Genomic DNA, 12,701 nt, shown 5'->3' on the forward strand with positions numbered 1-12,701 from the left:
TCATTAAAAAAATAGCCGCCTTAAAGTGGCAGCAGGTGATCAATCATTAATTGCAGGCTACGCTGCCCGCGAAATTCATTCACATCCAACCGATACACAGCGCGCACCCGCTGCACGCTATCATTCGGCCAGATCTCCATATCAGCATTAAAGTGGATCGCATCGATGGCGGTGCCACTTTCGGGCTCCATCAACACTAATTTTAGATGGCGCTGCCCTACGATACGTTGCTGCAACAGGGAAAACTCACCATCAAACAACGGCTCCGGAAACTGGTGCCCCCAAGGGCCCGCTTCGCGCAGTAGCTCGGCCATCTCCATGGTCAACTCTGCTGCGGATAAACTACCATCGGTCAGCACTGCATGCTGCAGTTGTTCGGCACTCAACTGCCGACGCACTTCGGCATCAAACGCTTGCTGAAACAAACCTAGATTTTCCGCCGCAATGGTCATTCCCGCAGCCATCGCATGGCCACCAAATTTCTTCAGCAATTCGGGATGTTTTGCTGCAACGGCATCAAGACCATCTCGAATATGAAACCCGTTAATCGAACGGGCCGAGCCTTTCAGTTCGCCGGCATCACCTACCGCGAAAGCAACCACCGGGCGATTAAACTTTTCTTTGATGCGCGAGGCCAAAATGCCGATAACCCCTTGATGCCAATCCACATCATAGAGGCACAAACCAAACGGCAACGCACCTTCGGCCTCCAGTTCCAGCTCCTCGAGCAGAGCATTTGCCTGCTGCTGCATCTCTTGCTCTATCCCTCGACGCTCTTGATTGAGACTGTCGAGTTGCAATGCAAGTTGCTGAGCCCGCTCAGTGTTATTGGTTAACAGGCACTCGATACCGATCGACATATCATCTAGGCGCCCAGCGGCATTCAAACGCGGCCCCAAAGCAAACCCCAGATCGGTCGCCGTTAAACGGCTACGTTGCCGACCACTGATATCAATTAACGCCATAATACCGGGGCGCGCTTTAGCCGCACGGATGCGCTGCAAGCCTTGATAAACCAGTGTACGGTTGTTCTGCTCTAACGGCACCACATCCGCCACGGTCCCCAAGGCAACAAGGTCGAGTAAGGCCGCAAGGTTAGGCTTAGCCAGCCCGCGTTTCTCAAACCACTGCTGTTCATCCAGCACTCGACGCAGGGCAGTCATTACATAGAAGATGACGCCCACACCACAGGTCGATTTTTCACTAAACTGACAGCCCGGCTGATTAGGATTAACAATGGCACATGCCGCCGGCAGTATCTCACCAGGCAGGTGATGATCGGTAACCAGTACATCGATGCCAAGACTGTTGGCTCTGGCAACGCCCTCGACGCTGGAGATGCCATTATCTACCGTAATAATCAGATCCGGCTGTTGCTTGGCGGCAACATCAACAATTTCTGGGCTAAGCCCATAACCATACTCAAACCGATTGGGCACTAGGTAACTCACCCGGTTCGCCCCCATCATCCCCAGCCCAAGCATAGCGACGGCAGTACTGGTCGCACCATCGCAGTCAAAATCGCCGACAATCAGAATCTGCTGATCCTGCTCTAACGCCAACACCAAACGCTCGACTGCTGCGGCTAACCCCAGCATATCCCGACCAGTTTGCAACTGCTGCAAACTACGTCCTAATGCGGCAACATCATCCAACCCTCGACTGGCGTAAATACGCGCTAACAGCGGATTCACCTGATTAAAAATAGGGCTGTTCGCGTCCGCCTCTCGGCGACGAATGATGATGTCACTCATTAACACTGATATCCAAATTAGCTGATGGAAATAACGAATCGGTTTTTGCTGTTACATAGTAAGCCACTAGGCCAATCCACTCGCGTACACCGATTGAAAGTTCATAAAGGTTACGCCCTAAGTCGGCACGCCAACTACTTAAGCCGATAGGCCGGGAGTAATAATCCACAGGATAGGGAATAACATTCCAGCCCTGCAGCCTAAAAATTCCCACCGAACGCGGCATATGAAAGGCCGAAGTGACTAACAACCAACCACGAGGGTCATTAAAATCGACACCGGCCGGGATTACATCCTGACTGTAGATCGCGTTTTCGAAGGTATTACGTGAATCCCGTTCAAATATCACCCGATGATCAAGCTGCTGCGCAGCAAGCCACGCTTGTTGAACATCTGCGCCGCGATACTCGGCGTTAAGCACCTTGCCCGAGCCTCCGGTCAGAATCACCGGCGCATCACTATAACGCTGTAACAGCGGCAAAATAGCCATATCTCGTTCGGCAGCCATATTAAACTGTGGCTGCTGCCAAAGGTGGCTTAATTCCGCCTCTTCGGCACCGCCGAGCACCACAATACCGGCGATCTCTTGCGGCATAGACGTCGGGGCTGAAAAGCGCTTTTCCAACGGTTGCAAGAGCAGATCCCCTGCCGGATAGAAGGTGATCAATAGCAAACAGACCGCGACCCCAGAAGAGAGAGCACGCCAACCTTTCAATAGCCCAAGGGCCAACAACAGAATGAGAAAGTTTCCCGGATTGGCTAACACCCAAAAACCTTTCGACAACAGAAAAAACAGGTCCATGCTTGTTATCCCCCAATAAAAAGCCCGTTAAGGTCAGAGACTCTAACGGGCTAGTATCAAAGCAGCAAGCACTTAGTCGCTGTGGACATGCTCAGCGACAAACTGCTGTACGGTCGTCAGTTCATTAGGCAGCACGGTGAACTGCTCTTCACGCTCAAACAGGTCCGCCATATGGGCCGGCAACTGAGGTGACTCCAACCCTGCCTTTAGCACTGCTTCGGGAAATTTCACCGGATGCGCCGTCGCCAACACAATCATCGGCACACTAGCATCTCGCTGACAGGCACGACCGGCAGCCACACCAATCGCGGTATGTGGATCTAGCAGATAACCGGTTTCAGCGGCCACCGTGGCAATAGTATTGCAGGTAGCTTCATCATCACAGGCAAAGCTATCAAACAATTCACGAACTTTTTCCCAGCGCGGCTGATCGAGCTGCACTGATTCCGTTTTAAACTTGGCCATTAAGTCGCTAATCGCCGCACCATCGCGACCATAGACATCAAACAGCAGACGTTCGAAGTTAGACGACACCATGATATCCATAGAAGGCGACAAGGTATGAACCAGCTCACCTTTACTCATATCATTACCGGAAATCACCCGATGAAGGATATCGTTTTTATTGGTGGCAACCACCAACTGACTGATCGGCAAGCCCATCTGCTTAGCCAGATAACCGGCAAAGATATCGCCAAAGTTACCGGTTGGCACTGAGAACGCTACATCGCGATGCGGCCCACCCACCGCCAGAGACGCCGAGAAGTAATACACGATCTGCGACATAATACGTGCCCAGTTGATCGAGTTTACTGCCCCCAGCTTACGACCACCGAGGAAATCCTGATTTGCGAAGCTGTCTTTAACCATCTCCTGACAATCATCAAAATTGCCTTCTAGGGCAATATTGAACACATTATCTTCAATAATCGTGGTCATCTGTTTGCGCTGAACTTCCGACACTCGGTTGTAAGGGTGCAGAATAAAGATATCCAGATGCTCACTATGACGACAACCTTCGATCGCCGCAGAACCGGTGTCTCCAGAGGTTGCCCCCATGATAACCAGACGCTCTTGACGCTTAGTCAGGGCATAATCCATCAACCGGCCTAGCAGCTGTAGCGCAAAATCTTTAAAAGCCAAGGTTGGGCCGTGGAACAGCTCCAACACCCATTCGTTAGTACCCAGCTCTTTCAACGGCGCAACAGCAGTATGATTAAACCCAGCATAGGTTTCATCGATCATCTGTTTTAGGTCAGCATCGGCAACACAATCACCGACAAATGGCTTAATGATCTTATACGCTAATTCGCTGTATGGCAGACCCGCCCATGAGGCGATCTCCGCTTTACTGAAGGTCGGCAATTCCTCAGGGACATACAAACCACCATCGCTGGCAAGACCTGCCAACAACACTTCTTCAAAATTCAGCGCTGGGGCCTGGCCCCGGGTAGAGATATATTTCACGATCTAAATTCCTACTTTTGCGGTTGCCTTACAGATGTTCAACGCGGATACGAGTCACCGCTTCATTCACGTCAGCCAACGCTTCAATTTTAACAATCGCTTCGTTCATCAGTTTTTCTTTCACATCCTGGGTCAGGATAATGACGGGCACTTGGCGCTGATGAGTTTCTTTCTGCACAATCGCATTAATACTGATTTCAGATTCGCTAAGAATAGAGGCAACCTTAGCCAACACCCCGGGGCGCTCATTAACAGTCAAACGCAGATAATATCCACTCACGACCTCTTCGACCGGCAGGATTGGCATCTCAGACAGACTACCCGGCTGGAAGGCCAAGTGCGGCACACGGTTATCACGGTCTGCCGTTAATGTCCGGACCACATCGACGATATCCGCCACGACCGCAGACGCAGTCGGTTCAGCACCGGCACCGGCACCGTAATACATGGTTTGACCGACCGCATCGCCATCGACCAACACCGCGTTCATCACGCCATGTACATTAGCCAGCAACGCCTTCTCTGGAATCATGGTTGGATGCACCCGCAGCTCAATACCGTTTTCGCTACGACGGCTAACACCTAAGTGTTTAATTCGATAACCCAACTCTTCAGCATACTGCACGTCGGCCGCGGTAATGTTGCTGATACCTTCCGTATAGGCCTTATCGAACTGCAACGGAATACCAAAGGCGATTGAAGCCAAAATAGTCAGTTTATGGGCAGCGTCGATGCCTTCCACGTCAAAGGTTGGGTCCGCTTCCGCGTAGCCCAGCGCTTGAGCTTCCGCCAACACATCGGCGAAATCACGGCCCTTGTCGCGCATCTCGGTCAAGATAAAGTTACCGGTGCCGTTGATAATACCCGCCAACCAGTTGATTTTGTTACCTGACAGTCCTTCACGGATCGCCTTGATGACGGGAATACCACCCGCAACCGAAGCCTCAAACGCCACCATCACATTCTTTTTCTGCGCGGCTTCGAAAATCTCGTTACCGTGTACCGCGATCAACGCTTTATTAGCCGTAACAACGTGCTTACCGTGCTCGATAGCCGTCATCACCAACTCAAGGGCGATGTCATAACCACCGATCAGTTCAACAACAATATCTATCTCGGGATTGCGGGCAATCTCAAAAATATCCGCTGTAATATGGGTACCCCGGGTGTCGCAATCAGGATTTTCACGACGGGCGCCAATCGCTTCTACAACGATGCTACGACCCGCACGACGGGAGATCTCTTCCGCGTTGCGTTTGAGTACATTGAACGTACCACCACCAACGGTGCCAAGACCACAGATACCAACTTTTACAGGTTTCAAACCATTACCTCACGCTATTACTAGGCTATTCGAGCGACAGACATTTCTGCGGTTAAAAAATAGGCACGCATTATAGCTAAATCCAAGCCTAAGCTCTACGCAGCGCCTTATCTCTGGCCAAAAAAAATCATCTTTGCAAAATCTAAAGACAGAAAAAGGAGCCTAAGCTCCCTTTCTATTGAAATTGTTATCTCAACGGCGACTACACCCCTTAGTTAACAACCCCCATCCGCTTAGCTAAATCAGCGGCAGGCATATAACCCGGTACCATCGTACCATCTTCCAACACCAGCGCAGGCGTACCGGTTACCCCAAGTTTTTGCCCGAGCAGATATTGGCTCATAACCGGGCTATCTTCACAACTAAGCATCGGGATGGTCTGCCCAGACTTCGCTTTATTCATCAGCATGGCTTGATCTGACTTATCAGCACACCAGATTGCATCCATCACATGCTGAGTTTTAGACCCCTCACCCGCACGAGGGAAGGCTAGATAACGCACTTCGATACCGCGCTTAGTAATCTCTTCCATCTCACCGTGCAATTTACGGCAGTAAAAACAATCGGTATCAGTGAATACCGTCAGATGAGCTTTGGTTTCACCTTTAGCAGGGAAAATAATCATATCGTCCCGGCTAATAGCATCCAACTGATCAATACGGCCAGACTTGCGCGCCTCTTCTGTCAGGTTCATCAACTGACCATCGGCCTGAACCTTAAATACCTCACCAACAATAAAGTGACTACCAGTATCATTTACATACAGTGTCTCGCCGCTAGCCAATGTGACCTCGTAAAGCCCAGGAAAAGCGGCATCCGCAACAGCAACAATCGGCACTTTGCTGTTCAGCGCGCTCAATGCAGCACGAATAGTGGCTTCTTTATCGGCGTCAGCGGCTGACACATTGAAACTCAGCAGTGCCATCGCCACTAAGCTGAAAAATAATTTTCGCATAATATCCTCTAATATCCGGCACTTGCGGACATCTTGATCAAAAAAACTTTACTCTACAGGCTCTAATGACAAACCCCAACAAAAAGACCTGCTTTTAAGACGCCAAAAGCGCCGCTTAGTTTCCAGCCTAACCCTTAAAACTGAAAATAACCTGAAAAACGCGCAGTTTCATCCGCGTGGGTGATGCTGCTTATGCAACGATTGTAAACGATGTTGGGCAATATGCGTATAGATCTGAGTAGTCGATAAGTCGCTATGCCCCAACAACAGCTGTACGACCCGCAGATCGGCCCCGTGATTCAATAGATGAGTAGCAAAGGCATGCCGCAACACATGAGGGGATGGCAACTGCTCTATACCCGCCGTTAAACCATGACGTTTAATACGATGCCAAAAAGTTTGCCGCGTCATCTGCTGCCCTCGACGACTCGGAAATACCACTTCATTGGCATCATCGTGTATCAACGCAGGGCGCGCCTCCTTAAGATAACGCACCAACCAATCAGCCGCTTCATCTCCCAAGGGCACTAAGCGTTCTTTATCACCCTTACCTACCACTCGAATAACACCTTGGCGAAGGTTTATCTGTGATAACTGTAGCCCTACCAATTCACTGACACGCAAACCCGATGAGTACAGCATCTCTAGCATCGCCCGATCCCGAAAACCAAGGGCATCGCCGGTATCAGGAGCCTGCAACAGCGACTCAACATCAACCTCACTCAGGCTTTTCGGTAGAGGCCGGCCTCGCTTGGGACTTTCAACCTGCAAAGTCGGGTCTTCACTTAATACCCCTTCTCTTAACAGATAACGATAAAACCCCCTTAAACAGGAGAGGAGACGGGAGGTAGAGCTCGCTTTCATTCGCTGACGAACACGCCAGTTGAGATAACTCAGTAGATCGGTACGACTCGATGGTAAAAGAGAGGATTGACGACTATTGAGCCAGCAGGCATAGATACACAGATCGCGACGATAGGAACTCAACGTATTCTTACTTAACCCCTTCTCCAACCAGAGCGCATCGACATACTGCTCTATCCATTCAACATCAGCAGGGGATGGACGTTCTGCGGTCTTGCGACCATCAACCGAAGGCTCAGCTGTGGATAATTCGCTCGTCACTCAGGTGCATCCTTTAACAAACAGAATCAGCGTAAGACTTTGAGGCGGGACAATTTGGTTTTATTAATCGGATAGGTCGCGTTGCCTCGCTCGACATACTCATCAATATAAAGAGTATCGCCTTTCACACGCCGAAGCACACCTTCAACCTTGCGGCCGAAATAGGTTTCAAGCTTTACCCAGCAACCGATATATTGGTCAACTTCTTCATGACTGATCGATTCATAACGCTTTTCAAACACGGCGGCATCGGTAACATCGCCCCGCACAGCCCGTCGAATCGCTTCACGGGTCGCCTCTCGGCGCAGCTTCTCTTCTGTCACCTTTACTTTTGGCGGCTCAACCTGCATCGCTTGTTTATCGTCGCCCGCATAAGCGCCGCCGATAACTACCAGCAATAAAGCAGAGCTTAGTCCGATCAATAGTCTCTTCAAAGCCTCAACCTAAAAGCGATAGTTTAGTTCATAATCTGGCAGTGCCATATAACAACAACAGCACAACACTATATACAGCAATCATACCATTTTACTGTGAGTTCACTCTGAGCGCGAATTTCAAACGCAAAAAAGGCGGCCTAAGCCGCCTTTTCATACTCAAACCGGGTAAGTGATTACTTAGCCAGTTTCTCTTTGATACGTGCAGACTTACCACTACGCTCACGCAAGTAGTACAGTTTAGCCTGACGTACGTCACCGCGACGCTTAACTTCAATGCTATCTACAGTAGACGCGAAAGTCTGGAAAGTACGCTCAACACCAACACCGTGAGAGATTTTACGTACAGTGAACGCAGAGTTAACGCCACGGTTACGCTTACCAATCACAACACCTTCAAACGCCTGCAGACGCTGACGGGTGCCTTCAACTACTTTTACCTGAACAACAACGGTGTCACCCGGTGCAAATTCTGGCACTTCTTTATTCATCTGTTCAGCTTCAATCTGCTGAATGATAGAGTTTTTGCTGCTCATCGCTCGCTCCTAAATACTAACCCTGAGACGCTTCTGTCTCACGGATAAATTCGTTTAACAATGTTTGCTGCTCTTTGTTTAACTCAAGATCTTCCAGCAGCTCAGGACGCCTTTTCCAGGTTCGACCCAATTGCTGTTTCAGACGCCAGCGTCTGATCGATTCATGGTTACCGCCAAGCAACACATCAGGTACGGACATATCGTCAAGTTTTTCCGGTCGGGTATAGTGCGGACAATCAAGCAGCCCATCACTAAAGGAATCTTCGGCAGCTGAATCCTGATGGCCAAGCACGCCAGGAACCAAACGGGATACCGCATCGATCATTACCATTGCTGGTAGTTCGCCGCCACTGAGCACAAAATCACCCAACGACCACTCTTCATCGATTTCGGTTTCCACCAGACGCTCATCAATACCTTCATAGCGCCCTGCAACCAGAATTAACCGCTCTTCAGCAGCTAACTCCTTTACCCCGGCATGATCAAGTCGGCGCCCCTGCGGTGATAGATAGATCACTCTAGCCTTACCACCAGCAGTCTGTTTCGCTGCCTGGATCGCGTCCCGCAGCGGCTGCACCTTCATCAACATACCGGGACCACCGCCATAAGGACGGTCATCCACCGTACGATGCTTATCCTGTGTGAATTCCCTAGGATTCCAACACTGCACATCCAGCAAGCCGTTGCGCACTGCCCTACCGGTAACGCCGTGGCGGGTGACCGCCTCAAACATCTCCGGAAAAAGGGTAATTACACCGATCCACACCGGTTAAAACTCCGGATCCCAATCGACCCGAATCGTACCTTCTTCAAGGTTTATCTCTTTCACCACCTGATCGGGCAGATAGGGAATTAATCGCTCACGGCGATCAATGCTGTCTGCGTTACCCTTCACTACCAATACATCGTTAGATCCGGTAGCGATCAGATGACTTACCTTACCCAGCTTTTCGCCGGACTCGGTTAATACATCAAGCTTTTCTAACTGGCTCCAGTAGAAATCACCCTCTTCCAATTCAGGAAGCAGACTGGTTTCTATCGCGATATCAACGCCACAATACTGTTTCGCGAGATCCCGATCATCGACTCCGGCTAGTTTTGCGACCAGCCCCTTACCATGTTTTTTACCATCCGCTATTTTGAACGGTAACCACTGACCATTAATATTCAGTAGCCATGGTGAGTAATCGAGGATGCTCTCCATCGGCTCGGTATGGGAATAAACCTTAACCCATCCCTTGACACCATAAAGTGTGGTGATGCGCCCGACGGTTGTTATATCTTCAGACGTATAGCCACTCATCACTCAAACCCGACTGATTGCTTCAATATGATTACTTAGCTTCTTTCAGCAGCTTAGCAACACGGTCAGACATCTGAGCGCCTTTAGCAACCCAGTACTCGATGCGCTCTTGATTGATGCGCAGAGTCTCTTCCTGACCCTTAGCCAGCGGGTTGAAGAAACCAACACGCTCAATAAAACGACCGTCGCGCGGATTACGAGAATCAGCCACAGTCAGGTGATAGAATGGACGCTTTTTAGCGCCGCTACGAGCTAGACGAATAGTTACCATGCGTAGGTCCCTTTATTAAGTGAGTTTTGATATCGCTCACAGTTTACAGATAACAGTCTCATTCCGACTTTTAAGAAAGCCGACGCAGACTGCACCCATTTAAAAAACAGGCCGGCATATTACGTGAATTTGCCGGCCCTGTGAAGCTTTTTGATTATAAAATAAACATTCGAGATGAGCGCAAAAGAGCGGTTACATCCGCGGGAAGCCACCTGGGCCGCCCATACCACCTGGCATCATACCTTTCATGCCGCGCATCATTTTGGCCATACCGGCTTTAGAGGAGAACTTCTTCATCATTTTGGCCATCTGCTTATGTTGTTTCAGCAGACGGTTAACATCTTGAATCTGAGTACCTGAACCCATCGCAATACGTTTTTTACGTGAACCGGAAATAACATCCGGGCGTTTACGCTCATGCGGTGTCATTGAGTTGATAATCGATTCGAACTGTTTAAAACCTTTCTCGGCACTCGACAGATTAGCCCCTTGCATCGCTTGGCCCATCTGCCCCATACCCGGCAGCTTATCCATCAGCGAAGCCATACCTCCCATATTGTTCATCTGTTCCAGCTGATCACGGAAATCTTCCAGATCAAAGCCTTTACCTTTCTGAACTTTTTTCGCCAGCCGCTCAGCTTTTTCTTTGTCGACTTTCTGTTCGACTTCTTCAATCAGGGAGAGCACATCCCCCATACCGAGAATTCTTGAGGCGATACGATCGGGATGGAACGGTTCAAGAGCATCAACTTTTTCACCCACACCCAAAAACTTAATCGGCTTACCGGTAATATGACGCACCGATAACGCAGCACCACCACGGGCATCACCATCGGTTTTGGTCAAAATCACACCGGTCAGCGGTAACACATCATTGAATGCCTTAGCCGTATTGGCAGCATCCTGACCGGTCATCGCATCGACCACAAACAGTGTTTCAACAGGCTTAACCGCCGCATGCAGCGCTTTAATCTCATCCATCATGTCGCTATCGACATGCAAACGGCCAGCGGTATCGACGATCAGAACATCGAAGTGCTTAATCTTGGCATGATGAATTGCCGCATTAACAATATCGATCGGCTTTTGCTGGATATCCGACGGAAAGAAGTCCACCTCAACTTCAGCGGCCAAGGTTTCCAACTGCTTGATCGCAGCAGGGCGATAAACGTCAGCCGACACCACCAATACTTTTTTCTTTTCCCGCTCTCGCAGGAAACGAGACAGCTTCGCCACCGAGGTCGTTTTACCCGCCCCTTGCAAGCCTGCCATCATCACCACGGCAGGCGGCTGAACCGCAAGGTTGAGACCTTCATTGGCCTCACCCATGACTTTTTCCAGTTCCTGCTGAACGATCTTAACGAATACCTGACCCGGACTCAGACTCTTGCTGACCTCGGTTCCTACGGCACGCTCTTTTACGTTGTTAATAAATGCTTTAACAACCGGCAACGCTACGTCGGCTTCCAGCAATGCCATACGCACTTCACGCAGAGTGCCTTGAATATTGTCTTCGGTCAGTTTTGCCTGGCCCGTCACCGCTTTAAGCGTTTTCGCCAGACGATCCGTCAGATTCTCAAACATAGTTACGCCTTGAGGTGTTAATCCGCTACTGTATATGCCAGAGCCAGCCTTGAATCTGCTCTGTGACAGTAAAATAAAGTCGGCTATTATACAGCAGCCGCGCCCTTTAGGAACCTGATAATAGTGCCCGACCGACTATTAAATAACCAGCGAGCCCGAACAACGACTAATTGAGCCCGTATCAATATTTCATCACACTGATATTTATGACACACTTAGCTCCTGCAAATTCTATGGAACTGACGAGCTAATCTCTGATGCACACTCTGCCCGCAATTATCGCTATTATCTGTTACCTGATCGCTGCTGTTTTACAGTGGCAGAATGTAAGCGGACGCAGGATAAACCCACTTACCATTCGTTTGATCGGTTTGGTTGCTGTTATCTCTCACGGTTATTCCGCTTATCTAGACCTACATCGCCCTAGCGGAATTCATTTAGAATTTTTCAGCGCCGGCTCACTGATCGGCTGGCTGGTTGCCGGACTGGTGTTGCTAAGCTCTCTGCGGCAAAAAATCGACAACCTGTTTATTGGCATTTTTCCGCTCGCAGCCATAGCCCTCTTCTTTACTCTGTTCGGCCTCGATGACTCAGTCGGGCGGCACTACGATGCCGGTTTGGTTATCCATATCCTGATCTCCATCTTAGCCTATAGCATCTTTACACTGGCAGCCTTTCAAGCGGTTCTACTGGCCAAACAGGAATATCACCTTAAGCATCATATGACCAAGGGATTACTGCGTTCACTACCGCCCTTACAAACAATGGAAGCCCTGCTATTTGAGATGATCTGGACCGGGCTTATCCTGCTAACCCTGTCATTAATTACCGGCGCCATCGTTTTCGACGACCTTTTTGCTCAGCATCTGGTGCACAAAACGATCCTGTCCATCTTCGCTTGGCTACTCTACGCCACACTTCTGGTAGGGCGTCACTTCCTCGGCTGGCGCAGTCATAAGGCGATCCGCTGGACGGTCGGCGGCTTCATTGTGCTAATGCTCTCCTTCTTCGGCAGCAAATTTGTCGTCGAACTGCTGCTATAAAGCGCTTTAATTCACGAAAAAGCCCTTAGAAACCCTCCTATGCTTGACAGTTTCAGGGGTTAACCCGACAATGTCTTTCCTACTAGCAACCAAAGGTTTACCG

General features: G+C 49.8%; 13 protein-coding genes. 1 reads left to right on the forward strand and 12 read right to left on the reverse strand.

Annotation, left to right across the window (positions count from 1 at the left end):
- Positions 1-20: 20 nt before the first annotated feature.
- From recJ to ffh, 12 genes are all read right to left on the reverse strand, one after another.
- Positions 21-1,754, reverse strand: coding sequence for a single-stranded-DNA-specific exonuclease RecJ (gene recJ / locus AC0L4K_RS16940; RefSeq protein WP_417223487.1), 1,734 nt, complete (start codon positions 1,752-1,754; stop codon positions 21-23).
- Positions 1,747-2,556 carry a YdcF family protein gene (locus AC0L4K_RS16945; protein WP_473267303.1) on the reverse strand — a complete coding sequence of 270 codons (810 nt, stop codon included), beginning with the start codon at positions 2,554-2,556 and terminating at the stop codon, positions 1,747-1,749. Before AC0L4K_RS16945 ends, recJ begins: the two co-directional genes overlap by 8 nt.
- A 72-nt stretch (positions 2,557-2,628) precedes the next feature.
- On the reverse strand, positions 2,629-4,023 hold the full coding sequence (gene thrC, locus AC0L4K_RS16950) for a threonine synthase (protein WP_473267304.1): 1,395 nt from the start codon (positions 4,021-4,023) through the stop codon (positions 2,629-2,631).
- 28 nt (positions 4,024-4,051) lie between these two features.
- Positions 4,052-5,347: a homoserine dehydrogenase gene (locus AC0L4K_RS16955; protein WP_473267305.1), complete on the reverse strand. Its 1,296-nt coding sequence runs from the start codon at positions 5,345-5,347 to the stop codon at positions 4,052-4,054.
- A 211-nt stretch (positions 5,348-5,558) separates the two neighbouring features.
- A complete protein-coding gene (locus AC0L4K_RS16960) occupies positions 5,559-6,302 on the reverse strand; it encodes a DsbC family protein (protein ID WP_417223476.1) in 744 nt (247 codons plus the stop codon).
- Positions 6,303-6,470: 168 nt separating this feature from the next.
- Entirely contained in the window at positions 6,471-7,427 is a 957-nt protein-coding gene (gene xerD, locus AC0L4K_RS16965; RefSeq protein WP_473267306.1) for a site-specific tyrosine recombinase XerD, read from the reverse strand.
- Positions 7,428-7,453: 26 nt separating this feature from the next.
- Positions 7,454-7,861 carry a hypothetical protein gene (locus tag AC0L4K_RS16970; RefSeq protein ID WP_417223474.1) on the reverse strand — a complete coding sequence of 136 codons (408 nt, stop codon included), beginning with the start codon at positions 7,859-7,861 and terminating at the stop codon, positions 7,454-7,456.
- Between the two features lie 176 nt (positions 7,862-8,037).
- Positions 8,038-8,397, reverse strand: a complete 360-nt coding sequence (gene rplS, locus AC0L4K_RS16975; protein ID WP_215950319.1) for a 50S ribosomal protein L19 — start codon at positions 8,395-8,397, stop codon at positions 8,038-8,040.
- Positions 8,398-8,413: 16 nt separating this feature from the next.
- A complete protein-coding gene (trmD, locus tag AC0L4K_RS16980; RefSeq protein ID WP_215950318.1) occupies positions 8,414-9,163 on the reverse strand; it encodes a tRNA (guanosine(37)-N1)-methyltransferase TrmD in 750 nt (249 codons plus the stop codon).
- Positions 9,164-9,166: 3 nt separating this feature from the next.
- Positions 9,167-9,700 (reverse strand): ribosome maturation factor RimM, encoded by a 534-nt coding sequence (gene rimM, locus AC0L4K_RS16985; protein ID WP_417223468.1) that lies wholly within the window; start codon positions 9,698-9,700, stop codon positions 9,167-9,169.
- Positions 9,701-9,731: 31 nt separating this feature from the next.
- Positions 9,732-9,971: a 30S ribosomal protein S16 gene (gene rpsP / locus AC0L4K_RS16990; RefSeq protein ID WP_126157587.1), complete on the reverse strand. Its 240-nt coding sequence runs from the start codon at positions 9,969-9,971 to the stop codon at positions 9,732-9,734.
- A gap of 192 nt (positions 9,972-10,163) precedes the next feature.
- Entirely contained in the window at positions 10,164-11,555 is a 1,392-nt protein-coding gene (ffh, locus tag AC0L4K_RS16995) for a signal recognition particle protein (protein WP_417223465.1), read from the reverse strand.
- 257 nt (positions 11,556-11,812) lie between these two features.
- Between ffh and AC0L4K_RS17000 the strand changes: the two genes are divergently transcribed.
- The gene (locus tag AC0L4K_RS17000; RefSeq protein WP_473267307.1) at positions 11,813-12,598 is read left to right on the forward strand and encodes a cytochrome C assembly family protein; all 786 of its coding nucleotides are present in this window, start codon (positions 11,813-11,815) and stop codon (positions 12,596-12,598) included.
- The last annotated feature ends 103 nt before the right edge of the window (positions 12,599-12,701 follow it).

Source organism: Amphritea sp. GJ51-11 (genome assembly GCF_055808735.1).

Coding starts and splice junctions, on each gene's coding strand:
- recJ (WP_417223487.1), bottom strand. CDS start 1,754: ATGAGTGACATCATCATTCGTCGCCGAGAGGCGGACGCGAACAGCCCT.
- AC0L4K_RS16945 (WP_473267303.1), bottom strand. CDS start 2,556: ATGGACCTGTTTTTTCTGTTGTCGAAAGGTTTTTGGGTGTTAGCCAAT.
- AC0L4K_RS16960 (WP_417223476.1), bottom strand. CDS start 6,302: ATGCGAAAATTATTTTTCAGCTTAGTGGCGATGGCACTGCTGAGTTTC.
- rplS (WP_215950319.1), bottom strand. CDS start 8,397: ATGAGCAGCAAAAACTCTATCATTCAGCAGATTGAAGCTGAACAGATG.
- rimM (WP_417223468.1), bottom strand. CDS start 9,700: ATGAGTGGCTATACGTCTGAAGATATAACAACCGTCGGGCGCATCACC.
- rpsP (WP_126157587.1), bottom strand. CDS start 9,971: ATGGTAACTATTCGTCTAGCTCGTAGCGGCGCTAAAAAGCGTCCATTC.
- ffh (WP_417223465.1), bottom strand. CDS start 11,555: ATGTTTGAGAATCTGACGGATCGTCTGGCGAAAACGCTTAAAGCGGTG.
- AC0L4K_RS17000 (WP_473267307.1), top strand. CDS start 11,813: ATGCACACTCTGCCCGCAATTATCGCTATTATCTGTTACCTGATCGCT.